The organism is Streptomyces sp. NPDC005863 (assembly GCF_042871345.1).
Classification (GTDB): domain Bacteria; phylum Actinomycetota; class Actinomycetes; order Streptomycetales; family Streptomycetaceae; genus Streptomyces.
Map to the genome: position 1 here is coordinate 187,033 of NZ_JBIAII010000012.1, position 22,800 is coordinate 209,832.

General features: G+C 73.0%; 20 protein-coding genes and 2 pseudogenes. 17 read left to right on the forward strand and 5 right to left on the reverse strand.

Going from position 1 to position 22,800, the window contains the following annotated elements; all coding sequences use genetic code 11:
* Window positions 1–5: 5 nt before the first annotated feature.
* Window positions 6–1,229, reverse strand: a pseudogene (locus ACFYO9_RS32730) (rhamnulokinase family protein); the annotation flags it as partial.
* Between ACFYO9_RS32730 and ACFYO9_RS32735 the strand changes: the two are divergent.
* From ACFYO9_RS32735 to ACFYO9_RS32750, 4 genes and pseudogenes are all read left to right on the forward strand, one after another.
* A pseudogene (locus ACFYO9_RS32735) lies at window positions 1,122–1,805 on the forward strand (substrate-binding domain-containing protein); the annotation flags it as partial. The pseudogenes ACFYO9_RS32730 and ACFYO9_RS32735 sit on opposite strands and share 108 nt — an antisense overlap.
* 138 nt (window positions 1,806–1,943) lie before the next feature.
* Window positions 1,944–3,245 carry an alpha/beta fold hydrolase gene (locus ACFYO9_RS32740; RefSeq protein ID WP_358775605.1) on the forward strand — a complete coding sequence of 434 codons (1,302 nt, stop codon included), beginning with the start codon at window positions 1,944–1,946 and terminating at the stop codon, window positions 3,243–3,245.
* A gap of 128 nt (window positions 3,246–3,373) precedes the next feature.
* Window positions 3,374–4,132, forward strand: a complete 759-nt coding sequence (locus tag ACFYO9_RS32745) for a PIG-L family deacetylase (protein WP_358707467.1) — start codon at window positions 3,374–3,376, stop codon at window positions 4,130–4,132.
* A gap of 55 nt (window positions 4,133–4,187) precedes the next feature.
* The gene (locus tag ACFYO9_RS32750; RefSeq protein ID WP_358775607.1) at window positions 4,188–5,021 is read left to right on the forward strand and encodes an enoyl-CoA hydratase/isomerase family protein; all 834 of its coding nucleotides are present in this window, start codon (window positions 4,188–4,190) and stop codon (window positions 5,019–5,021) included.
* A 137-nt stretch (window positions 5,022–5,158) separates the two neighbouring features.
* On the opposite strand, the gene ACFYO9_RS32755 is transcribed toward ACFYO9_RS32750, so the two are convergent.
* The gene (locus ACFYO9_RS32755) at window positions 5,159–6,049 is read right to left on the reverse strand and encodes an SDR family oxidoreductase (RefSeq protein ID WP_358775609.1); all 891 of its coding nucleotides are present in this window, start codon (window positions 6,047–6,049) and stop codon (window positions 5,159–5,161) included.
* Between the two features lie 280 nt (window positions 6,050–6,329).
* On the opposite strand from ACFYO9_RS32755, the gene ACFYO9_RS32760 reads away from it, so the two are divergent.
* The gene (locus ACFYO9_RS32760) at window positions 6,330–7,238 is read left to right on the forward strand and encodes a LysR family transcriptional regulator (protein WP_358775611.1); all 909 of its coding nucleotides are present in this window, start codon (window positions 6,330–6,332) and stop codon (window positions 7,236–7,238) included.
* Window positions 7,239–7,250: 12 nt separating this feature from the next.
* Here ACFYO9_RS32760 and ACFYO9_RS32765 read toward each other — a convergent pair whose 3' ends face one another.
* Window positions 7,251–7,832, reverse strand: a complete 582-nt coding sequence (locus ACFYO9_RS32765; protein WP_358775613.1) for an AAA family ATPase — start codon at window positions 7,830–7,832, stop codon at window positions 7,251–7,253.
* A gap of 43 nt (window positions 7,833–7,875) precedes the next feature.
* Window positions 7,876–8,958 carry an NAD(P)/FAD-dependent oxidoreductase gene (locus tag ACFYO9_RS32770; protein WP_358775615.1) on the reverse strand — a complete coding sequence of 361 codons (1,083 nt, stop codon included), beginning with the start codon at window positions 8,956–8,958 and terminating at the stop codon, window positions 7,876–7,878.
* Between the two features lie 122 nt (window positions 8,959–9,080).
* Here ACFYO9_RS32770 and ACFYO9_RS32775 point away from each other — a divergent pair, with 122 nt between their 5' ends.
* The 12 genes from ACFYO9_RS32775 to ACFYO9_RS32830 all read left to right on the forward strand — a co-directional run bounded on the left by ACFYO9_RS32775 (window position 9,081) and on the right by ACFYO9_RS32830 (window position 21,445).
* Window positions 9,081–9,695: an XRE family transcriptional regulator gene (locus ACFYO9_RS32775; RefSeq protein ID WP_358775617.1), complete on the forward strand. Its 615-nt coding sequence runs from the start codon at window positions 9,081–9,083 to the stop codon at window positions 9,693–9,695.
* An 89-nt stretch (window positions 9,696–9,784) separates the two neighbouring features.
* Entirely contained in the window at window positions 9,785–10,783 is a 999-nt protein-coding gene (locus tag ACFYO9_RS32780) for an NADPH:quinone oxidoreductase family protein (RefSeq protein ID WP_358775619.1), read from the forward strand.
* Window positions 10,780–11,967 (forward strand): acyl-CoA dehydrogenase family protein, encoded by a 1,188-nt coding sequence (locus ACFYO9_RS32785; RefSeq protein WP_358775621.1) that lies wholly within the window; start codon window positions 10,780–10,782, stop codon window positions 11,965–11,967. Before ACFYO9_RS32780 ends, ACFYO9_RS32785 begins: the two co-directional genes overlap by 4 nt.
* On the forward strand, window positions 11,964–13,055 hold the full coding sequence (locus ACFYO9_RS32790; protein ID WP_355812690.1) for an acyl-CoA dehydrogenase family protein: 1,092 nt from the start codon (window positions 11,964–11,966) through the stop codon (window positions 13,053–13,055). The genes ACFYO9_RS32785 and ACFYO9_RS32790 overlap by 4 nt, the downstream gene beginning before the upstream one ends.
* Window positions 13,056–13,218: 163 nt before the next feature.
* The gene (locus ACFYO9_RS32795) at window positions 13,219–14,811 is read left to right on the forward strand and encodes an ABC transporter substrate-binding protein (protein ID WP_358775623.1); all 1,593 of its coding nucleotides are present in this window, start codon (window positions 13,219–13,221) and stop codon (window positions 14,809–14,811) included.
* Between the two features lie 59 nt (window positions 14,812–14,870).
* Window positions 14,871–15,836 (forward strand): ABC transporter permease, encoded by a 966-nt coding sequence (locus tag ACFYO9_RS32800; protein ID WP_358775672.1) that lies wholly within the window; start codon window positions 14,871–14,873, stop codon window positions 15,834–15,836.
* A 37-nt stretch (window positions 15,837–15,873) separates the two neighbouring features.
* Window positions 15,874–16,767, forward strand: coding sequence for an ABC transporter permease (locus tag ACFYO9_RS32805; RefSeq protein WP_358775673.1), 894 nt, complete (start codon window positions 15,874–15,876; stop codon window positions 16,765–16,767).
* Window positions 16,768–16,811: 44 nt separating this feature from the next.
* A complete protein-coding gene (locus ACFYO9_RS32810) occupies window positions 16,812–17,765 on the forward strand; it encodes an ABC transporter ATP-binding protein (protein ID WP_358775675.1) in 954 nt (317 codons plus the stop codon).
* On the forward strand, window positions 17,758–18,426 hold the full coding sequence (locus tag ACFYO9_RS32815) for an ATP-binding cassette domain-containing protein (RefSeq protein ID WP_358775625.1): 669 nt from the start codon (window positions 17,758–17,760) through the stop codon (window positions 18,424–18,426). Before ACFYO9_RS32810 ends, ACFYO9_RS32815 begins: the two co-directional genes overlap by 8 nt.
* 174 nt (window positions 18,427–18,600) lie before the next feature.
* A complete protein-coding gene (locus ACFYO9_RS32820; protein WP_358775627.1) occupies window positions 18,601–19,461 on the forward strand; it encodes a phosphatidylinositol-specific phospholipase C/glycerophosphodiester phosphodiesterase family protein in 861 nt (286 codons plus the stop codon).
* A 140-nt stretch (window positions 19,462–19,601) separates the two neighbouring features.
* Window positions 19,602–19,796, forward strand: coding sequence for a hypothetical protein (locus tag ACFYO9_RS32825; protein WP_355812679.1), 195 nt, complete (start codon window positions 19,602–19,604; stop codon window positions 19,794–19,796).
* Between the two features lie 80 nt (window positions 19,797–19,876).
* The gene (locus tag ACFYO9_RS32830) at window positions 19,877–21,445 is read left to right on the forward strand and encodes a hypothetical protein (protein WP_358775629.1); all 1,569 of its coding nucleotides are present in this window, start codon (window positions 19,877–19,879) and stop codon (window positions 21,443–21,445) included.
* A 35-nt stretch (window positions 21,446–21,480) separates the two neighbouring features.
* Here ACFYO9_RS32830 and ACFYO9_RS32835 read toward each other — a convergent pair whose 3' ends face one another.
* Window positions 21,481–22,770: a phosphodiester glycosidase family protein gene (locus tag ACFYO9_RS32835; RefSeq protein WP_358775631.1), complete on the reverse strand. Its 1,290-nt coding sequence runs from the start codon at window positions 22,768–22,770 to the stop codon at window positions 21,481–21,483.
* Between the last annotated feature and the right edge of the window lie 30 nt (window positions 22,771–22,800).

Here is a 22,800-nt window from a genome sequence, read left to right on the forward strand (position 1 = left end):
CCCTCTCATCTCGTGCCGAGCCGTTCCTGGGCGGCCTGCCAGGGGGTGGTGTCGCCACGGGGCTCGTAGCGCGTCGGTGGCAGGGCGTGGGCCACCAGGGCGCGGGCCTCGGCCCGGCTGCCGACCAGGCCGTGGGCGCGGGCCTGCACCAGGACGTTGCCGAGCGCCGCCGCTTCCGCCGGGCCCGCGAGCAGCGGCACCCCGCAGGCGTCCGCGGTGAGTTGGCACAGCAGGGCGTTGCGGGCGCCCCCGCCGACCAGGTGCACGACGTCGATGGCCCGTCCGGTCAGGCGCCGGGCGTCCGCCAGGGCACGCCGATGGGCGAGCGCCAGTGAGTCCAGGACACAGCGGGTGGTTTCCGCCGGGGTGGCGGGCACCGGCTGCCCCGACACACGGCAGGCCTGCGCTATGCGCTCAGGCATCCGGCCGGGCGCCAGGAACTCCGGTGCGCCCGCGTCCACCACCGAACGCAGCGGCGCGACCTCGGCGGCCGCGACAAGCAGCGGCCCGAGGTCGGGGTCGCCCCACGCGCGCAGACACTCCTGGAGGAGCCAGAGACCCATGATGTTGCGCAGATACCGGACGGTGCCGTCGATGCCCAACTCATTGGTGAAGTTGGCCTCGCGACTCTCCTCCGTCAGCACCGGCGCGTCCAGTTCGACGCCGGCCAGGGACCAGGTGCCGGTGCACAGATAGGCGAAGTCGGCGCCGTCCGCCGCGGGCACCGCGGCCACGGCGGACGCGGTGTCGTGCGAGGCCACCGCCGTCACCGGAACCAGGCCGGAGAGTTCTGTGTCCGCCAGGACGTGGGGCAGCAGCAACCCGGCCGGGTCGCCCGGCCGGCGCAGGGGCGGGAACAGTCCGACGTCCACGCCGAGCCGGTCGGCCACCCCGTGCGACCAGTCCCTGGTACGGGGGTCGACGAGTTGGGTGGTGGAGGCGTTGGTCAGCTCGGTGCCGAGCGTGCCGGTGAGCCAGTACGCGATCAGGTCCGGAATCAGCAACGCGTGTCGCTCGGCTGCGAGTTGAGCGCTCCCGGTGGCGGCGGTCAGCTGGTACAGGGTATTGAAGGGGGCGTACTGCAGGCCCGTCGCCGCGTACAACTCGGCGGCCGGCATGCGCGACCACACCTGCTGACGCCCGCCGACGCGACCGGACGCAACATCGACGCCTTCCGCCGGCACGGCATTCCGTTCGTCCTCGTAGACCGGGTCGCCGAAGGCGCCACCGAGTGCTCGGTCTCCGTGGACGACGTCATGGGCGGCGCGCTCGCCGTGCGCCACCTCCTCGACGCGGGACACCGCTCCATCGCGTACGTGAGCGGCCCGCCCGGCCTGAACCAGGTCAAGGACCGCCGCGTCGGCGCGCTCCAGGCCCTCGCCGAGGCGGGTCTGGACTCCTCGGCGATGCGCGAGCTGCCCACCGAGCGCCTCGACGTCGCCGCGGGGCGCGACGCGGGCGCCCGCGTCCTCGGCCTGACCGAGCGGCCCACGGCCGTCTTCTGCGCCAACGACCTGCTCGCGCTCGGAGTCCTCCAGGCGATGTACGCGGCCGGGGTGCGCGTCCCCGAGGACGTGGCGATCGTCGGCTACGACGACATCGAGTTCGCGGCCGCCGCGGTCGTACCGCTCACCTCGGTGCGCCAGCCCGCCGTCACCATGGGGGCGATGGCCGCCGAGCTCCTCCTGGAGGAGACCCGGACACGGCCGGACACCGCAGGGGCCGCCGGCGACGCGCACGAACACCGGCGGGTGGTGCTCGTGCCCGAGCTGGTGGTCCGGCGCTCCACCCTGGCGCCGCGCTGACCGGAGCTTCGGCGGCCCCGGGGACGACCGGCCCGGACCGTGTGCTGGACTGGGGCGTGTCCTGGACCGGGGCGGAAGATCCGCTCACCGATCCGAACCTCGTCCGTGTCCCGTCCGACGCAGCGCCCAGGAGCAGCCTTGACCGTCACGTACCGCCAGCCGGGAGTCGTCTTCACCGACCGCCGCTTCAGCGTGCCGCTCGACCACGACGATCCGGCGGGGGAGCGCATCGAGCTCTTCGCCCGTGAGGCGGTGTCGGCCTCCCGAGACGGCGCCGACCGGCCCTGGCTCGTCTATCTGCAGGGCGGCCCCGGCTGCCCGGCGACCCGCTTCCACGGCACGGAGTCATGGCTCGGCCGCGCGTTGGAGGACTTCCGCGTCCTCCTCCTCGACCAGCGCGGCACCGGCAACTCCACGCCCGCCACCCGGCAGACCCTGCCGCTGCGCGGCGGCCCCCGCGAACAGGCCGACTACCTCGCGCGCTTCCGCGCGGACTCCATCGTCCGCGACTGCGAGGCGATCCGCCCCGAGGTGACGGGCGGCGCCCCCTGGACCGTCCTCGGGCAGAGCTTCGGCGGCTTCTGCGCCACGCACTACCTGTCGGCCGCGCCCGAGGGCCTGTCCGCCGCCATCATCACCGGCGGCCTGCCCACGCTCGACGGCCACGCGGACGACGTCTACCGCGCCGCCTACCCGCGCATGGCGCGCAAGTCCGCCGCGCACTATGCCCGTTACCCGCAGGACGTCGAGCGGGCCCGCCGCATCGCCGCCCACATCGCCGAGCACGAGCCGGTCCTCGACAACGGCTACCGGCTCACCGTCCCCGCCTTCCAGTCCCTCGGCATGCTGCTCGGCTCCGGCGACGGCAGCCACCGCCTGCACTACCTCCTGGAGGACGCCTTCGTGACGACGGCGTCCGGGCCGGCCCTCTCCGACGCCTTCCGGGAGGACGTCCAAGCCGCCCTCTCGCACGCGCGCGTGCCGCTCTTCGCCGTCCTGCACGAGTCGATCTACGGGCGGGACGGGCGGCCCACCGCCTGGTCGGCCGAGCGGATGCGCGCCGAGTTCCCGCGGTTCGACGCGGAGAAGGCGCTGGCGGGCGACGCACCGGTGCTGTTCACCGGCGAGGCCGTGCAGCGCTGGATGTTCGACGGCGATCCGGCGCTGCGGCCCTTGCGCGAGACCGCGGAGCTGATCGCGGAGCGCACCGACTGGCCGCGCCTGTACGACACCGAACGCCTCGCCGCCAACGAGGTGCCGGTGGCCGCGACGATCTACCACGACGACCTGTACGTCGACACGGAGCACTCCCTGCGCACCGCCCGCGCCATCCGGGGCCTGCGGACCTGGGTCACCGACGAGTACGAGCACGACGGTCTGCGCGTGAGCGGGCCGCGTGTCCTCGACCGGATGCTCGCGCTGGTGCGCGGCGAGGCCTGAGGGGCTCCTCATGAGGGGGGCTTCTTGGGAGCTCCTTGAGGGGGCCGGGGCGGCTCTTGTGCGGCACCCGCCGGACCCGGTGGGTTTCGCCCGACTCGTTGTCGGACCCCGGAGTTAAGCTGCCCACCATGACCGAGCAGACAGCAGCCACGACCTCCGACCAGCTCGCCCCGATGCCTGAGGACTGGCAGCGTGCGCTCGCCGTCGTCGCCCACCCGGACGACCTGGAGTACGGGTGCGCGGCGGCGATCGCCGGCTGGACGGACGGCGGCCGCGAGGTCTCGTACCTCCTCGCGACCCGCGGCGAGGCGGGCATCGACACGATCGACCCCGCGACCTGTGCTCCGCTGCGCGAGCGGGAGCAGCGGGCCAGCGCGGCCGTCGTCGGCGTGGAGACGGTGGAGTTCCTCGACCACAAGGACGGCGTCGTCGAATACGGCACGGGGCTGCGTCGTGACATCGCCGCCGCGATCCGCAGGCACCGCCCCGAGCTCGTCATCACGCTCAACTTCCGCGACACCTGGGGCGGTGTCGCCTGGAACACCCCCGACCACGTGGCGGTGGGCCGGGCCACGCTGGACGCCGCGGCGGACGCGGGCAACCGCTGGATCTTCCCGGAGCTGATCGCGGAGCAGGGGCTCGAACCCTGGAACGGCGTGCGGTGGGTCGCCGTCGCCGGTTCGGCGACGCCCACGCACGCGGCGGACGCCACGGCCGGCCTGGAGCGCTCGGTGGCCTCGCTCCTCGAACACCGCACCTACATCGAGGTGTTGACGGACGAGGACCCCGAGAAGTACTGCCGTACGTTCCTGATGGGCAACGCGCAGGCCCTCGCGCCACGCTTCGGCGGGAAGCCGGCGGTGGGGTTCCAGGTCTTCAGTCGGTGAGCCCGCGCCCGTAACCTGACGGCCCATCAGGAGCGCCGGGTGCAGGGGAGCGCGGATGATCGACACCATCGGTACGGACATCCCGGAGGGTACGGAGCGGCTGCGCCTCGACGTCGAGGACGGGCTCGGCATCCTCACCCTCTGCCGTCCGGGCAAACTCAACGCGTGGAGCTGGGAGTCGACGCGGCAACTGGGCCTGTTCGCCGACCGGATCCGGTTCGACGACTCCATCAGGGCGGTGCTGCTGCGCGCCGAGGGGCGGGCGTTCTGCGCGGGCATCGACATCACGGCGCCGGGCGGCGCGATCACGGGCCGCTCGGGAGCGGAACGCGCCCACAACTACTACGAGGGCATGCGCTGGGTCCATGAGCGCTTCCGGGCGTTCGCGGAGCTTCCGCAGCCGGTCGTGGCGGTGGTGCAGGGGTACTGCCTGGGCTTCGGTTTCGAGCTCGCGCTCATGGCCGACGTGCGGATCGCGGCGGACGACGCGGTCTTCGCGCTGCCCGAGGCGACGCTGGGGGTCGCCGTGGACGCGGGCGGCGATCTGCGCATCGCCCGGGAGGCGGGCGCGGGCTGGGCCAAGCTGCTCGCGCTCACCGGCCGCCGCATCGACGCGGCCACGGCGGAGCGGTTGCGGCTCGTCCAACAGGTGGTGCCGGGAGGGGAATTGGGGGCGGTCTCCAGGGCCCTTGCGGCGGAGATCGCCGCGAACGGGCCGCTCGCCGTGCGGGGCATCAAGCGGGGCGTCGACGCGTTCGCCGACGCGGGGATGGCGGGGGCGCTGGACCGCGTCGCGATGAACGCGGCGATCACGCTCACGTCGGAGGACGCGCGGGAGGGGTACGGCGCGAAGGGGGCGGGGCGGGCGGCGGTGTTCGAGGGGAAGTAGGTAGGGGCGGGGCTTCGCGGGCGGCGGTCCTACTCGAGCGAGGGGGCGGCGTGCCTCGGAGGTGCGAGGGGTCGGGCGCGAGAGGGTAGGCGCTTTTCGGGCGCGGGAGGGGGCCGCGCCCCTCGGGTGCACGAGGCTCACCCCTCGTACGGGCCCCTCCCCATCTGCTCCCGCACCGGCACCACCGGCGGGCTGACCAGACCCCTGCGCTGCCAGTTGGCGCCGTCCACCACCAGCGTGTGGCCGGTGATGAAGCGGGCGTACGGCGAGGCCAAGAAGGTGGCGGCCCAGCCCAGTTCGCGGGGGTGCCCGGTGCGCAGGGCGGGCTGGCGGCCGGCCAGGTCCCGGGCGCGGTCGAGGTTGCCGCGGATGTCCGCGGTCATGTCGTCGTGCGGCATCAGGCCCGGCACCAGGCCGTTGACCTGGATGCCGTACGGGCCCCACTCCACGGCGAGCGTCTCCACCAGGCTCTTCACGCCGGCCTTGGCCGCCGCGCTGTGGGCGAATCCGGGGCCGCCCGTCCAGGCGTACGACGCGCCGACATCGATCACGGAGCCGGGCGTGCCAGCCGCGAGGTGGCGGCGGGCGAACTCGCGCGTCATCAGGAACGTGCCGGTGAGGGTGATGTCGACGACCGCGCGCCAGGCGTTCGGGGACATGTCCTCCGCGGGCACGGGGAAGTTGGCGGCGGCGTTGTTGACCAGTACGCCCGGCAGGCCGTACGCCGCCTGCGCCGCGTCGAAGGCCTCGGCGACGCGGTCGGCGTCCCGGATGTCGCAGACCACGGTGGTCACGCGCCCGCCCAGCTCGGCCAGTTCGTCGCGCGCGGCCAGGAGCCGGTCCGCCTGGCGGCTCGCGATCACGAGGTCGGCGCCGAGGCGCGCGAACTCCGCCGCGACGGCCTTGCCGAGGCCCGTCCCGCCGCCCGTGACCAGGACGACGGTGCCGTCGTACGTGCCGGGCGGCAGCGCGGACGCGCCCCGCGGGGGAGGCGGCGGCAATCCGGGCAGGCCCTCGTCGTTCGCCATGGGCGCATCGATACCTCGTACGGGGTGAAACCTCCAGGCCCCGCGCGCTGCGAACTTTCGGAGGCGTGACGGGTGGGACCGCGGCGGGGCCAAGATGGGGGGGAGGGTCGGCACCCGGCGCACTCCCCGCCACCGTCCGGACCGGTTGCCGGGGCTCGGCCGGGTTGCCGCCCTGGGCCCGAGGAGATCGTCCCGCCGAGGAGACCATCAAGTCAATCCTAGGGTTACCTTGCCCACTCCCAAGCTCAGCCTTCGCTCCCGGGCGGTAGTTTCACCTCCCATGACCCTCGACGACCTCCGCGTCTTCGTCGCCGTCTGCCGCACCGGCAGTCTGAGCGCCGTCGCACGCGAACTCACCTGCACCCAGTCCGCGGTGAGTCAGCACATCAAGCGCCTGGAGCGGGAGACCGGCATCGCCCTCCTGGAGCGCCACCCGCGCGGTGTCGTGCCCACGCCGGCGGGGCAGCTCCTGCAGACCGCCGCGGCAGGCGGACTCGGTGACATCGACCACGCGCTGCGCCGGCTGCGCGAAGTGGTGCACGGCGAGGCGGGTTCGGTGCGCATCACCACCGGGTCCACCACGGTCCGCCACTTCATGTCCGGTGCCGTGGTCGACTTCCGGCGTCACCACCCCGACGTCAGCCTGGAGTTCCAGACCACCCACTCCAGCCGCAGTTGCTTCGACGCGCTGCTCGCCGGCGGCCTCGACCTCGCCTGGATCACGCTGGGCGAGCCCGTGCGCGGCATCGAGCAGCGTCCGGTCGTCGAGCTCCCGTGGGTACTCGCCGTCGCCGCGGGCGACCCTCTGGCCGCCAAGTCACATGTCGACACGGGGGACTTGGCGGGCATCAGCCTGATCGCCCTGCCCGAGAACGCCACGTCCCGCTCCCGCCTGGACGCCTGGCTCGCCGGGTCCGGCACGGCGCCGACGTCGGACACCAGCGTCGCCGACTGGGACACCGCGATCCTCCTGGCCGAACTGGGCCTCGGCCACGCCATCGTCCCCGACCTGCCCGCCTGGCACGGCCCGGCCCACCCCGACCTGCGTCTCATCCCGATCCCGGACCTCCCCACTCTGTGGACCGGCTGGGCGGTACGCCGCTGGAACGCCCTGTCCCCCCTGTCCCGCGCCTTCGCGAACACGGTGGAGCAACACTGCGCAGTGACCTTCGGCGAGCGGGCGACGTGAGACGGGGTACGCCTACGGGGACGGAGCGGATGCGAGGTCTTCCGCCGGGTATCGGGCGCGGAGGCGCGTGAAGACGGTGGGGGTCGGCCGGGTCGGGATGAACTCCTTGATGAGTGCGGCGCATTCGGCGGGACTCGTCGTGCTGGTGTCGCACTCCAGGTCGTAGTCGCCGTGCCGGTGCACCAGGTCGTACTGAAGCGCGGCGAGGCCCGCGGGGCGGTCGCCGCGGGCGGCTTCGCGGCGGACGAGTTCGTCGAGCGAGCACCGGACGCCGACGAACAGCACGCTCTCCGGGCGGAGCACGGTGAGGCAGTCGACCAGTCGCCAGGGTTCACTGAGGACGTGGTCGACGACGACGTGGTTGCCGACCTCCGCCATCGCGGCGATCGACCGATGGAAGCTCATCCGCGTCCTGCGCAGAGCGGCGTCCAAATCTTTCTCCGACAGGGACCGCTTGGTGCGCATGGCGTTGAAGCTGTCCACGGCCAGGTGGAAGTAGACGCCGTCGTCCAGGATGTCGAGCAGTTCGCGGGCGATGCTCGACTTGCCCGAGCTGGACGTGCCGTTGAGGAAGATGATGCGGCCAACTGCCATGCAGGGATGATCACATGGTGCTGCCGCGCGAGGCTTTCCGGGGTCAGCGGGGAACTCCCACGTCGTTCAAGCCGTGCGAGCCCGCCCTCACCCGCCCCGCCGTCACCGCCGCCTCCGTCTCCGGGGTGAAGACGCCTGATCGGCGGCTTGTTGCCGTTCGCTCGATGTCCGTCATGACGAGTTCCGCGTTGATCGCCGTCCCCGCGAGGTAGCCCGCGCTCGTCGCGTTGATCACCTGTCCCATGGGGTGGGCCGCGTTGCCGGTCGCCCAGATGCCCGGCACGCTCGTGCGGCCCGTCTCGTCGACCGTCGGGAAGGGGCCGAACGGTGTCTCCCGGAACTCGGCGCCGAGCGCAAGCAGCAGGCCGCCGCGCGGTACCGGGCGCGGGGCAACGAAGAGGGCCGAGCGGGCGAAGTGCCGTCCGTCGGCGAGGCGTACGCCCGTGAGCCGGTCGTCCTCGACCGTCACACCCGCGACCTCGCCCTCGACGACCCGCACGCCGGCGGCCGCGAGGCGCGCCCACTCCGCGTCGGGGAGCTCGCGCACGGTGTGCAGGAACAGCGTCACGTCCTTCGACCATTGGGTGACGAGCAGCGCCTGATGACTGGCGAAGGGGTCCGGGGCGAGCACGCCGAAGGGCTGGTCCCGCACCTCCCAGCCGTGGCAGTACGGACAGTGCAGCACGTCACGGCCCCAGCGGTCGGCGATGCCCGGCACGTCGGGCAGTTCGTCCCTCAGACCCGTCGCCACGACGACCCGCCGCGCGTGCACCGTCCCGCCGCCCGCCAGGGTGACGTCGAACTCTCCCGTGCCGTCCGGCGTCACCTCAGACACCTCCCCGCTCAGCAGCCGCACCCCGTACCGCCGCAGCTCCTGGCGCCCCTCGGCGAGGAACTCGGCCGGCGGCATGCCGTCCCGCGAAAGGTAGCCCTGCATATGGGCGGCGGGGGCGTTGCGCGGCTCGCCGGAGTCGACCACCAGGACGCTCCGACGGGACCGGCCGAGCGCGAGCGCCGAGCTCAGACCCGCCGCGCCGCCGCCGATGACCACCACGTCGTACGTCTGGTCCTGTCCACCGGCGTGTCCCTCGCGGGGTGTGCCGGCCTCGTTCCTCGTCTCGCTCATCGCTCTTCGCCTCTCGTCCGTCCGTCGGTCGCGGGGACCTTTCACGTCTCCCGACTCTCACCCCGTCGTGCGGTTACGACAAGTTCCCTTGCCGTAACCGCAAAATCCTGCATCATGGGGGCATGACAGACGATGAGACGGGCGCAGCGGAGTCGATGGACCAGGTCCTCACGGAGGTCGGCCCCCGGCTGCGCCGCATCCGCAAGGAGCGCGGCGCCACCCTCGCCGGCCTGTCCGCCGCCACCGGCATCTCCGTCAGCACGCTGTCCCGGCTGGAATCCGGCCATCGCAGGCCGAGCCTCGAACTCCTCCTGCCGATCGCCCGCGCCCACCAGGTCCCGCTGGACGAACTGGTCGGCGCGCCGCCGGTGGGCGACCCGCGCGTGCGGGCCAAGCCGATCGTCCGGCACGGCCGGACCATGCTGCCGCTGACCCGGCAGCCCGGCGGACTCCAGGCGTACAAGGTGGTGGAGCCCGCCCGCGTCACGGCGGCCCCGGACCCGCAGACCCATGAGGGGTACGAGTGGCTGTACGTGCTCTCGGGGAAGCTCCGCCTGATCCTCGGGGACCACGACGTGGTGCTCGGACCCGGCGAGGCGGCGGAGTTCGACACCCGGGTCCCGCACTGGTTCGGGGCCACGAGCGAGACGGGCGCGGAGTTCATCAGTCTCTTCGGGCCACAGGGCGAGCGCATGCACGTACGGGCACGGCCCACCCGTAAGGGAGACGCCGGCTGAGCGGTGGGCCGGGACTGTTCCCTTAGGGGCAAGCGACCGCTTAGTATGCGGACGAGCCCGGTCTACGACAGCCCCCGTGGAGGCCCCGCATGCAGGCATGGCAAGTGCACGAGAACGGCGAGCCGGGCGAGGTGATGCGCCTCGCCGAGGTGGACCGCCCCGCGCTCGGCGAGGGGCAGGTGCTGCTGAAGGTGCGTGCCGCGAACATCAACTTCCCGGACGCGCTGCTCTGCCGGGGCCAGTACCAGGTGCGGCCGCCGCTGCCGTTCACGCCGGGCCTGGAGATCTGCGGCGAGACCGAGGACGGGCGGCGCGTGATCGCCAACCCGGTGCTGCCGTACGGCGGTCTCGCCGGGTACGCGGTCGCGGAGGCCGCGGCGCTGCTGCCCGCCCCGGACGCGCTGGACGACGCCGAGGCCGCCGCGCTGCACATCGGCTACCAGACCGGCTGGTTCGCCCTGCACCGCCGCGCGCACCTGCAGGCGGGCGAGACCCTGCTGGTGCACGCCGCGGCCGGCGGCGTCGGCAGCGCCGCGGTCCAGCTCGGCAAGGCGGCGGGCGCCAAGGTCATCGGCGTCGTCGGCGGCGCGGACAAGGCCGCGGTCGCGCGCGAGCTCGGCTGCGACCTGGTCCTCGACCGGCGCACGGACGACGTGATCGGCGCCGTCAAGGAGGCGACCGGCGGCCGCGGCGCCGACGTGATCTACGACCCGGTGGGCGGCGACGCCTACACCAAGTCCGCGAAGTGCGTGGCCTTCGAGGGCCGCATCGTCGTCATCGGCTTCGCCAGCGGCGCCATCCCCTCGCCCGCGCTCAACCACGCCCTGGTGAAGAACTACTCGATCGTGGGCCTGCATTGGGGCCTGTACAAGACGAAGGACCCGAGCCTCATCCTGCGCTGTCACGAGGAGCTGTCCGACCTCGCGGCCAAGGGCGCCATCAAGCCGCTGGTGAGCGAGCGCGTTCCGATGGCCGGCGCCGCCTCCGCCGTGCAGCGCGTCGCCGACGGCGTCACGACCGGCCGTGTCGTCGTCCTCCCGCACGGAGTTCTTGCGCACGGAGTCCTTCCGCACGGAGGTGCCGCATGACCGACGCAGCCGAACTGCGCTTCCACACCGAGGAGTTGCTCGCCGCGCACCCGCCCGCCACGACGGACCGCGCCGAATTCCTCAAGGCCCGCTTCGACGCGGGCCTCGCCTGGGTCCACTACCCCGAGGGCCTCGGCGGGCTCGGCGCGCCGCGCTCGCTGCAGGCCGTCGTGGACGCCGTACTGGAGGCCGCGGACGCCCCCGACAACGACCCGCGGCGCATCGGCATCGGCCTCGGCATGGCCGCGCCGACCGTCCTCGGCTTCGGCACCGACGAGCAGAAGCGCCGCTTCCTGCGCCCGCTGTGGACCGGCGACGAGGTGTGGTGCCAGCTCTTCAGCGAGCCCGGCGCCGGCTCCGACCTCGCCGCGCTCGGCACCCGCGCCGTCCGCGACGAGACGACCGGCGACTGGATCGTCAACGGCCAGAAGGTGTGGACCTCCAGCGCGCACAGCGCCCGCTGGGCCATCCTCATCGCCCGCACCGACCCGGACGTCCCCAAGCACCGCGGCATCACGTACTTCGTGTGCGACATGACCGACCCCGGCGTCGAGGTGCGGCCGCTGCGCCAGATCACCGGCGAGGCCGAGTTCAACGAGGTGTTCCTCAGCGACGTACGCATCCCCGACGCCCACCGCCTCGGCGAGGTCGGCGACGGCTGGAAGGTCGCCCAGACCACCCTCATGAACGAGCGCGTGTCCATCGGCGGCATGCGCATCCCGCGCGAGGGCGGCATGATCGGCACGGTCACCAAGACCTGGCGCGAGCGGCCCGAACTGCGCACCCACGACCTCCACCAGCGCCTGCTGAAGCTCTGGGTCGAGGCGGAGGTCGCCCGGCTCACCGGAGAGCGGCTGCGCCAGCAGCTCGTCGCCGGGCAGCCCGGCCCCGAGGGCTCCGGCATGAAGCTCGGGTTCGCCCGCCTCAACCAGGAGATCAGCGGCCTTGAGGTCGAACTCCTCGGCGAGGAGGGGCTGTTGTACGACGACTGGACGATGCGCAGGCCCGAGCTCGTCGACTTCACCGGCCGCGACGCGGGCTACCGCTATCTGCGCTCCAAGGGCAACAGCATCGAGGGCGGGACCAGCGAGGTCCTGCTGAACATCGTCGCCGAGCGCGTCCTCGGCCTGCCCGCCGAGCCGCGCACCGACAAGGACGTCGCCTGGAAGGACCTCGCGCGATGAGCGACCTGCTGTATGCCGAAGAGGAAGAGGCGCTGCGCTCGGCCGTGCGGGCGCTGCTCGCCGACCGGTGCGACCCCGCGAGCGTCATCGCCCGCACGGAAGCCGCCGAGCCGCACGACCGCGAACTGTGGAAGACCCTCGCCGACGGGATGGGCCTGGCGGGCCTGCTGGTCCCGGAGGAGCTCGGCGGGCAGGGCGCCTCGCACCGCGAGGCCGCCGTCGTCCTGGAGGAGTTGGGGCGGGCCGTCGCGCCCGTGCCGTATCTGACCAGTGCCGTGGTGGCGACCGAGGCGCTGCTCGCGTGCGAGGGCGACGCGGCGCGCGAGTTGCTCGGCGCGCTCGCCTCCGGCCGCACCGTGGGCGTACTCGCACTCCCGCTGTCGTGCGCTCCCGGGCAGGAGGCGTTCGACGTACGGGAGGAGGGCGGCGCCCTGCGCGGCCGGGTGAGCGGTGTGGCGGACGCCGGGGCGGCGGACGTGTTCCTCGTCCCCACGGCCTCTGGCCTCTTCGCGGTCGACGCCACGGATCGCGGCGTCACCGTGGAAGCGCAGACCTCCCTCGACCCGACGCGTGCGCTCGCCGCCGTCAGCTTCGACGGCGCCCGCGCGCGTGAGCTCGCCCCGCACGCCGAGCGGGCGGTCACCCGCGGGCTGCGGGCCGGCGCGGGGCTGCTCGCCTCGGAACAACTCGGTCTCGCCGAATGGTGCTTGACCGAGACGGTGCGCCACACCAAGGAGCGCCACCAGTTCAACCGGCCGGTGGGCTCGTTCCAGGCGCTCAAGCACCGGCTCGCCCAGCTGTGGGTCGAGGTGGTCAACACCCGGGCCGCCGCGCGCCACGCGGCCGACGTGCTGGCGCGGGGCGGCGACGACCCCGCCGTCGCGGCCGCCCTCGCCCAGGCCTACGCCGCCCCCGTGGCGGTCCGCGCGGCCGAGGAGGCGCTGCAGTTGCACGGCGGCATCGGCATGACCTGGGAGCACCCCGTCCACCTCTACCTCAAGCGCGCCAAGGCGGACTCGATCGCCTACGGAACGGCAGGACGCCACCGCGAGGAGCTGGCCGCCCTGGTCGACCTCCAGGCCCCCTGACCCACCCGCCACACCGAGCGTGATCCCACCGAGCGATCCCGCCGCGAAAGTCGATGCAGCCCGCACCTACCAGGTGCGGGCTGCACGTTTTACGTACCCATTACGTGGTGCATAATTGCGAACTGTTCGCAATAACAGATGATCTTCAGTAGGGGTGTGGAGCATGACGGCCCGATCGACACGGGGCGCGGGCGCGGTGGCGACGGCGGCCGCGCTGGCGCTCGCCGCCTCCGCCTGCTCGGCGCCGGGCGACGGCGACGGCGGCGGCGCGAAGGACTCGGCGGTCGTCGGCATCGCCTACGAGCCGGAGACCCTCAGCCCGCTCCTCGGCTACGGCAAGGACGGCAACTCGAAGATCTTCGACGGGCTGCTCACCCACGACGCCGACATGAAGCTCAAGCCGGCCCTCGCCGCCGCGCTGCCCAAGGTCGCCGACGACGGCAAGACCTACACGTACGAGCTGCGCAAGGGCGTCAAGTTCAGCGACGGCAAGCCCTTCTCGGCCAAGGACGTCGTCTTCACGTACGAGACGATCCTCGACAAGAAGACCAACAACGCCTCCAAGACCGAGCTCGACGCGGTCAAGAGCGTCGAGGCGAAGGACGACGACACCGTCGTCTTCCACCTGAAGTACCCCTACGCGCCGTTCGCCGAGCGGACCGTGCTGCCCATCGCGCCCGAGCACATCGCGGCGAAGCAGGACGTGAACACCGGCGCCTTCACCACCAAGCCGATCGGCACGGGACCGTACGAGCTGGTCAAGTGGTCCAAGGGCGAGAAGCTGACCTTCAAGGCCAACCCCGGCTACTGGGGCGGCGCGCCCAAGGTCAAGAACTTCACCATGGCGATCATCAAGGACGACGACATCCGCGCCACCCGGCTCGACGCCGGTGAGCTCGACGGCGCGATCCTGCCGCCCAACCTGGCGAAGAAGTACAAGAACGACAGCGGCAAGAAGAGCTACGCCGCCAAGACCTTCGACTACCGCGTGGTGACCCTGCCCACCGGCAACAAGGTCGCGGGCGACACCGCCGTGCGCCGCGCGCTCGACGTCGGCGTCGACCGGAAGGCGATGGTCGACTCGATCCTCTACGGCGAGGGCAAGGAGGCCTACGGGCCCGTCCCGACCGACAGCCCCTGGTTCACCAAGGGCACCGAGCGCAAGTTCGACGCGGCCAAGGCGAAGAAGATCCTCGACGATGCGGGCTGGAAGCCGGGCAAGGACGGCATCCGCGAGAAGGACGGCGTCACGGCGGCCTTTCCGCTCTGGTACCTCTCCGGCGACAAGCTCCGCCAGGACCACGCCCTCGCCTACGCCTCCGACGCCAAGAAGCTCGGCATCAAGGTCGAGGTGCAGTCCGGTACGTGGGAGGTCATCGAGCCCCGCATGCCCAAGGACGCCGTCCTCGCCGGCGGCGGCTCCCCGGCCGACCCGGACTTCGACCAGTACACGCTCCTGAAGTCCTCCCTCGCGGGCGACGGCTTCAACAACATGGCGCACTACGACAACCCCAAGATCGACAAGGCCCTGGAGGACGCCCGCAAGAGCGGCGACCACGCCGAGCGCCAGGCCGCCTACGACACCATCCAGCGCGAGCTGGTGAAGAACCCCGGCTACACCTTCCTCACCCACATCGACCACCTCTACGTCGTGGACAAGAAGTTCGGCGACCTGACCACCCAGATCGAGCCGCACGACCACGGCCTGGCGTCCGGCCCCTGGTGGAACGTCGAGGACTGGCAGCCGAAGAAGTGACACCCGCGACGACCAAGGCCCCGGGGGAGACGACGCGCCGTCGCCTCCCCTGGGGGCCGATGGCCCGGCTCGCGGGCCGGCGCGCCCTGTTCGCCGTGCCCGTGCTGCTCGTCGTCACCTTCGGCGTCTTCGCCGTCGCCGCCGCCTCGCCCTTCGACCCCGTCAAGGCGTACGCGGGCACCGCCGGGCTCACCGCCTCGCAGGAGAACCTCGACCAGCTGCGCGCCAACCTCGGCGTCGACCGGCCGCTGGCCGCCCGCTGGTGGGAGTGGCTGACCTCCGCCCTCTCCGGCGACTTCGGGGACTCCAGCACGCTGCGGCAGCCCGTCGCCGACGTCATCGGCGAGCGGGTCGGCTGGTCCGTGCTGCTCGCCGCGACCGCGTTCCTCGTGGCGATCCTGCTCGGTACGGCGCTCGGGGTCCTCGCCGCCCGCCGTCCCGGCGGCTGGGTCGACCGCGCCGTGACGTCCCTCGCGTACACGCTGGAGGCCGCGCCGCCGTTCTGGCTCGGCCTGCTCGCCGTCTGGCTGTTCGCGCTGAAACTCGGCGTGCTGCCCTCCGGCGGTCTGACCGACACGGCCAGCTCGACGGTGACCGCCGGACAGGTCGCGAGCCATCTGGTGCTGCCCGCGGGCGTCCTGGCCATCTCGCAGCTGCCCTGGTTCGTGCTCTACGTGCGACAAGGGGTCGGCGACGCGCTGGGCGACGACCCCGTACGCGGCGCACGCGCGCGTGGCCTCGCCGAACGCACCGTGCTCCTCGGGCACGCGCTGCGCTCCGGCATGCTCCCCGTGCTCACGCTCATCGGCTCCCGCGTACCCGAACTGATCACCGGAGCGCTCCTGGTGGAGACCGTCTTCAGCTGGCCCGGCATCGCCGCGGCCACCGTGCAGGCCGCCACCGCCGTGGACTTTCCGCTGCTCGCCGCGCTGACCGCACTCGCCACGGCGGCGGTGCTGCTCGGCAACCTCGTGGCCGATCTCCTGTACGGCCTCGCCGACCCGAGGGTGGGATTCGATGGCTGAGACCACCGGGACGACCGGTTCGGATGGGACGACCGGGATGAAGGGGACGGCCGGGACGCCTGGGACGACCGACGTCGTCTGGCGGGCCCGGGGCGGTGTGCGTCGCTCCACGCGCGCGTGGCGGGTGCGTACCTCCGCGGTTCTCGTCGCCGCGGTCGTCCTCGCCGTGCTCGTCGTACCGCCCCTCGGCCACCTCGACGAGCAGGCCGTCGACCTGGCCTCGAAGCTGCGGCCGCCGTCACTCGCACACCCCTTCGGCACCGACGACGTCGGGCGCGACCTGCTGCTGCGCTGTGTCTACGGACTGCGCGTCTCGCTGCTCGTGGGGGTCGTCGCGGCCGTCGTCGCCACCGTCATCGGCACGGCGGTCGGCGCCCTCGCGGCCGCCTCCGGAGGGTGGGTGGACCGGCTCGTGATGCGGCTCGTCGACGTCTTCTCCTCCGTGCCGCATCTGCTGCTCGGCATCTTCATCGTCGCCATGTTCCGGCCGGGCGTCTGGCCGGTCGTCGTCTCCGTGGCGCTGACCCACTGGCTGTCCACCGCTCGCATCGTGCGCGCCGAGGTGCTCTCGCTGCGCGCGCGGCCCTACGTCGACGCGGCGATATCCGGCGGCGCCTCGCGGCTGCGCGTCGCCGTGCGCCACCTGCTGCCCGGCGTCCTGCCGCAGGCCGGGCTCGCCGCCGTCCTGATGGTGCCGCACGCCATCTGGCACGAGTCGGCGCTCTCCTTCCTCGGCCTCGGACTCCCCACCCACCAGGCCAGCCTCGGCACGCTCGTGCAGAGCGCGCGCGGTTCGCTGCTCGCCGGCGACTGGTGGCCGACGCTCTTCCCCGGCCTCTTCATCATCGTGCCCACCCTGGCGATCGCGGGCCTCGCGGGCGCCTGGCGGGAGCGGATCAATCCCCGGCGCCGATCGGAGCTCATGCTGTGACGGTCCCCGTCCTCTCCGTGCAGGGTCTCTCCGTACGCTTCCGCATGCGCGGCGGCACCCACGTCAGCGCGGTCACCGACGCCACCTTCGACCTCGCGGCGGGGGAGTGCCTCGCCCTGGTCGGCGAGAGCGGCTGCGGCAAGTCCGTGCTCGCCTCCGCGCTGCTCGGTCTGCTCCCGGAGAACGCGGAGACCGCCGGCAGCGCACTCCTCCCGGCCGCCGACACCGACGACGGCGTCGACCCCTTTACGGCCGATCGCGTCGACCTCCTCACCGCCGACGAGCGCACCCTGGCCCGTACCGTGCGGGGCCGGCGCGTCGGCCTCGTCCCGCAGAGCCCCGCCGCCCACCTCACGCCGGTCCGCACGGTGCGCTCCCAACTGGAGGAGACGCTGCGCGAACTCGCGGGAGTGCGACGGCCACACCTGCGGGCCGCGGCGGAGGCGGCCGCCGAGCGCGCCGCGTTCCCCGCGGGGCACCTCGACCGCTACCCCCACGAGCTGTCCGGCGGACTCGCGCAGCGCGCCGCCACCGCGCTCGCCCTCATCGGCGACGCACCGCTGCTGCTCGCCGACGAACCGACGACCGGCCTCGACCGCGACCTCGTGGACCGCACGGTGGACGAGCTGCGCCGGCACGTCGGCGACGACCGCGCGCTGCTCCTGATCACCCACGACCTGGCCGCCGCCGAACGGATCGCCGACCGCGTCGCCGTCATGTACGCGGGACGCATCGTCGAACTCACCGACGCCGCGGCCTTCTTCGGCGCTCCGGGCCCCCGCCACCCGTACGCCCGCGGGCTCCTGAACGCCCTGCCCGAGCGGGAGTTCACGTCCGTCCCCGGCATGCCGCCCGAACTGTCCGCGCTCCCCGAGGGGTGCGCGTTCGCGGCCCGCTGCGACCGCGCGGACGAGGCGTGCCGGGCGCTGCCCGCGCTCACGGGCGGCACGGCCTGCCACCACCCTCACGCGGACGTGCTGGAGGCGCCCCGTGCTTGAACTGCGCTCCATCACGGCCGGTTACGACCGGCGCGCGCCCGTCGTGCGCGGCGTCGACCTCACCCTCGCGCCCGGCGATTCCGTCGGGCTGCTCGGCCCCAGCGGCTGCGGCAAGTCCACGCTGGCGCGGGTCGCCGCGCTGCTGCACCGCCCCGACGCCGGGCAGGTCGTCATCGACGGCGAGGCCGCCGCCGGCTGGCGCCACCGGGCGCCCCGCGCGCAGCGGACCGCGTTCGGCGTCGTCTTCCAGCAGCCCCGGCTCTCCGCGGACCCGCGGCTGACCCTCACGGCGCTGATCGCGGAACCGCTGCGGGCCGTCGGCCGCGGCGCCGACGGGGCCGCACTGGTCCCGGAGCTCGCGGCCCGCGTCGGCCTCGGCGCTGACCTCCTGGGCCGCCGCCCGCACGAGGTCAGCGACGGCCAGCTGCAACGCGCCTGCCTGGCCCGCGCGTTGGTGCTGCGCCCGCGCTGGCTGATCTGCGACGAGATGACGGCGATGCTGGACGCCTCGACGACGGCGGCCCTGGTCCACGTCGTGGAGGAGTACCGGGCCGAGCGCGGCGCGGGCCTGCTCGCGGTCGGCCACGACCGCGTCCTGCTGGAGCGGTGGTGCGACCGCACGGCACACTGGGACGACCTGACGGCCCCCATTACCGGGTAGCAGGCTGCCCCACCCCGGGCGGACGTGAACGCACGGCGTCGATAGCGCCAACTCCCTTACGGGCAGGGTCTCCCCGTGCCGGTGGGGCCTCATACTCACTGGGTCCCGCCCGTCGTCGTTCCCCGCGCCGTCGCACTCCGGCGGCGCACCCACCCGTCTTCCCGGGAGGCAAACATGGCCCTCATCACCCGTCGCAGAGCCCTCACCACCCTCGGCGCCGCCCTCGCCGGTGGCATGGTGACGCCCGCCTACGCGCACGCGAGCCACCGCGGTCACCAGCCCCGGCCGCTGCTCCGCGCCCACGCCCACAACGACTACGACCACCCGCGGCCCCTCCTCGACGCGCTCGACCACCGCTTCCACAGTGTCGAGGCCGACATCTACCTCGTCGAGGGACAGCTGCTCGTCGCCCATGACCCGGTCGACCTCGACCCCACCCGCACCCTCGAATCCCTCTACCTGGACCCGCTGGCCGCCCGCGTGCGCGCCAACCACGGCTCCGTGTACCGGGGTTACCACCGCACCCCCTTCCAGCTGCTCATCGACATCAAGACCGAGGGCGCGGTCACGTACACCGCGCTCCACGAGCATCTGCGGCCCTACCGGCACCTGTTCACCACGTACGTCCACGGGAAGGTGCGCCGCGGCGCCCTCACCGCCGTCGTCTCCGGTGACCGCGCGGCGCGCGTCCCGATGGAGGCGCAGCGCGTCCGGTACGCCTTCTACGACGGCCGGCTCACCGACCTCGGCACCCCGGCGCCCGCCTCGCTCATCCCGCTGATCAGCGACAACTGGTCCCTCAACTTCAGCTGGGCGGGTACGGGCCCGATGCCCTCCGCCGAACGGGCCAAGCTGCGCGGCATCGTCTCCGGGGCCCACGCGCACGGACAGCGCGTCCGGTTCTGGGCGACCCCGGACCTGCCGGGACCCCAGCGCGACGCGGTCTGGGGCGAGCTGCTCGCCGCCGGTGTCGATCACCTCAACACCGACGACCTGGCCGGCCTCGAAGGGTTCCTCGACGCGCACGGCCGCTGACCCCGCCGAGCAACACCACAGCCAACACCACAACAAGGAGCACCCGTTCGGAGCACAGGTCAGATGCCCGGACGCACCCTCCGCTACGCCACACTGACGGCCGTGAGCCCGCGGTGTCGCGTGGCGGAGGAGGTACTCCCGTGGCCATTTCGATCTCAGTCGTACTGCTGCTCCTGATCCTTGCGGTGGTCTTCCTGCGCAACGGAGCACTGAAGATCTCGCACGCCATCGTCTGCGCCCTGCTGGGCTTCTACCTGGCGAGCACCAGCATGGCCCCCACCATCCGCGAGGGACTGACCGCCACCGCGGGCATCGTCAGCGGCATCCAGCCATGACCGATGGCGTTCTTTGCGTCTTCATGAACAACTGACGCCGTTTCATGGACACTTGCCGGGCCCCGCTCTAGCTTCGGCGCATGCCCAGCAGACTGCGCCGCCTCGTTCCCGTCAGCGCCGTGGCTCTGACCGTCTCCCTCACGGTCCCCGCGTACGCCGACGAGATCCCCAACGCCCCCGGCCACCGGCTCGTCGAGAGTTACGAGGGCGCGCCCGCCGACGCCCGCCCGCTGCCCGGCACCCCACCGCCCCAGCACCCGTACCTCGCCGCCAACGGCCGCAGCGGCATGCACGCCGACGCGGCGGGCAGCGGAACGTACCCCTGGAACGGGCCGCTCGGGCAGCGGCCCGCGGTCGACAGCGAGAAGATGGCCGCGCTGGGCGGCGAGTGCGCCACCGTCACCTTCGACCGCGCCGGGCGCATCGTCACCGTCTGCGGCACCTTCACCGGCTTCCTGGTCAAGCTGCTCGACCCGACGACGCTGGACACCCTCGCCGAGTACAAGCTCCCGCAACGGCCCTCCACGATCGAGGCCATCACCCGGCTCGACTTCTCCAGGATCTTCAAGGACACCTCGGGCGGCGCATACTCCTACCTCGACAACGAGGACCGGCTCGTCCTCGCCGACTCCCGCCAGCACATCGTCCGGCTCGCGCACGAGCAGGCGGCGGACGGGAGTTGGCGTTTTGTCGTCGACAAGGAGTGGGACCTCACGGCACACGTCCCACACGACTGCGTCAGCTGGACCAACCTCTACCCGAGCGGCACGTGCGATCCGGTCACCTCCGTGATGCCCGACTGGGAGGGCCGCGTCTGGTGGGTGACCCGGCAGGGCCGCATCGGCACCGTCGACCCGAAGAGCGGTGACATCCGCTCCGTCCGGCTCGACGGCGAGGAGATCCAGAACTCCTTCTCCGTCGCCGATGACGGCGTCTCCATCGTCTCCGACCACGCCCTCTACAGCTTCCGGGCGGGGCCGGACGGCACGCCGAAGGCGATCTGGCGCCAGACGTACGACCGGGGCAGCGGCACCAAGCCCGGCTCGGTGAACCAGGGTTCCGGCACCACGCCCGACCTCTTCGGCAAGAACGACGACTACGTGGCGATCACCGACAATGCCGACGACCGCATGAACGTCCTCGTCTACCGGCGCGGCACCGACGTGCCCGCCGACAAGCGGCTCGTCTGCAAGGTCCCCGTCTTCGGCTCCGGGGCCTCCACCACCGACAACTCCCTGATCACCTGGGGCGACAGCCTGGTCGTCGAGAACAACTACGGCTACGAGAACATCACGTCGCTCACCTTCGGACGCAGCGTCGTCGGCGGCGTCAGCCGGATCGACGTGCGCGAGGACGGCAGCGGCTGCGACACGGTCTGGGAGAGCGGCGAACGCTCGCCGTCCACGGTGCCCAAACTCTCCACCGCCAACGGCCTGTTGTACTTCTACACCAAGGAGCCCAACCGCCTCGGCATCGATGCCTGGTACCTGACGGCGGTCGACTTCCGTACCGGCGGCACGCGGTGGAAGCGGCTCGCCGGCACGGGCATCGCGTACGACAACAACTGGGCGCCGGTGACGCTCGGCCCCGACGGGACCGCCTACGTGGGCGCCTTCAACGGCCTTGTCGCGGTGCGCGACACGAAGTGACCGGCCGCCCCGCGACGGGACCGGCCGGTCACCTCTCACTTCCGGGAGAACACGCCGATGCCGTTGGGCACCGGGCGCTCCGCACCCCCGCTGGGGTGGTTGCGCACCGTCACGGCATCGGCGCCCGGCGCCCGCGCGACCAGCGTGGACGTGGCCGACACCAGCGTGGAGGAGCCGCCGCCGTCCAGACTGAAGCCGTCCCGCGCGCCCAACTCCCGCAGGGTGTCGGTCACTTCCGCGACCGTCAGGCCGGTGCGGAACTCCGGGGACCCGTCGAGCGAGAGGAGCAGCAGCCGGCGCCCGTCGTCGGAGATCCCGGCCGCCGTGCGCACCGCCGAGGTGGTGGTGTCCAGGCCGGGCAGCGGCACACCGCCCCGCAACACGGGGAAGCCGCCGAGCGCGAAGCGGAAGGGGACGTGCGAGGCGGCGGCCACCAGGCGGTGGCTGACCGAGACCCGGTCGCCCGTCGAGAGCTTGCGCAGCTGCTGCGCGCCCTCCTCGCGCCCGACCAGGACCGTGCTGCCACGCGCGATGGGCCCGGTGCCCGGCGTGTCGGACGAGGCCACCACCCGGCCGCCGCGGACCGTCACCTCATGGGTGTCCGTGCTGCAGGGCGCGCCGCGACTGGTGTCGGTGCCGCAGGTCGCGCGCGTCCGCGAGACGGAGCCCCAGTCGTCGGTGAACGCGCCCACCGATCCCACCGGCAGCGCGTACTGGTTGAGGCCGCCCAGCGGGAGGCTGCTCCCGGGGGTGCGGACCTGCCCCTCCAGGGCCAGGTCGTCCAGGCGCGCCCGGCGGTCCGTCCCGACCCCGAGGACGGCCTCGGTGGTCACGCCCGGCGGCATCGCCGGACCGAAGCGCTGCCCGTTCGGCACGGCGGCCTTGAGGGCGCGGCCATTCGCGACGGCGGGGCCGACCGGCGCCCCGGTCGCCTCGACACCGGGGTGCTGGGTCTCGGTGATGTTGAAGAAGTCGCCGTTGATGCCGCCGACGGCGCCGACGCCGTCCGCGAGCGCGGAGACGGGCGCCCGCGCGGCGACCTTGCCGGGGTAGAGCAGCCCGACGCTCGCGCGCGGGTCGCGCAGATCCACGTCGAGGACGTGGGCGCGGGCCGTGCCGCGCGCGGTGGGGATGTCGAAGTACCGGTACTCCACGCCCGGTGCGATCGGGCTCGGCGCGCTCCGGCCCGCCGGGCCTCGCGCGCTCCCGGCGGCGCCGTCGGCCGGAGCCGCTCCGAGGAGAGCCGCGCCGGCCAGCGTGCCGAGCGTCGTGATGAGGGTGCAGGCCGTTCTGAACCGGCCGTTCCGTTGCGTGCGACGTGTCACAGGTACCCCCTGTTGTCGACCGATCGGCGG